We start from the raw sequence: 644 nt of genomic DNA, 5'->3' as shown, positions 1-644 counted from the left end.
GATCAAAGTCATCTCACGGCCATATCGCGTTATTTGATTTACCCAACCACGATCTGGGTGACGCAATCCCATCAGCCACATCAATAACAGGCTTGGAATACCAATCGACAAACCTAAATACAACGTGCTGGAATCAGGATAGACAATGGACAAAAGCTTGCTGCCGCTTTCTCGGCTGACACCCGCCATTGCAAAAACCACCCAAGAGCGAGCCAGAAACATCCATCCTAGCCAAACAAGAATAGGCGCTGTCAAAAATCCATGAGCGTCATATTGGTCAAATGAGTAGCGCACAATATCGTCTTCTTAGTTTCATAAAAACGCCACTTTAACCGATCGATTCAGAGTTGCAAGCAAGCAAAGATGAGAACTAAAGTTCATTTCATCATCTTACGCAGGTAAACTAAACGCAGATTTACAGTGACGTCGATGAGAAACATGAAAAAAAGAACCCCTGCAACCCCAGTTCCTTCTCTAGAAACTCAAACCGAAGCCATGAAGATCGCAAAAGCGACACAGAAACCGGGTCAAACGAAAGAACAAACCAAACTGATTGCTCAAGGTATCGAAAAAGGCATCGCTCAATACAAAAAACAGCAAAAAGAGCGAAATCGTCAAGCAGACAAAGCAAAGAAAAAACAACA

At 43.2% G+C, this 644-nt stretch carries 2 protein-coding genes; one reads left to right on the top strand and one right to left on the bottom strand.

Annotated elements, in window-relative coordinates; genetic code table 11:
- A partial coding sequence (locus R7R24_RS27725; RefSeq protein ID WP_318120281.1) for a DUF2919 domain-containing protein occupies positions 1-294 on the bottom strand: 294 nt, incomplete at its 3' end.
- A 144-nt stretch (positions 295-438) separates the two neighbouring features.
- On the opposite strand from R7R24_RS27725, the gene R7R24_RS27720 reads away from it, so the two are divergent.
- Positions 439-644: DUF2956 family protein (locus R7R24_RS27720; RefSeq protein WP_318120280.1), on the top strand; the 206-nt coding region annotated here is incomplete at its 3' end.

The organism is Vibrio sp. 704, assembly GCF_033339295.1.
The sequence above is the reverse complement of the archived record's forward strand: the minus strand, read 5'-3'. Positions and strand labels throughout refer to the sequence as shown.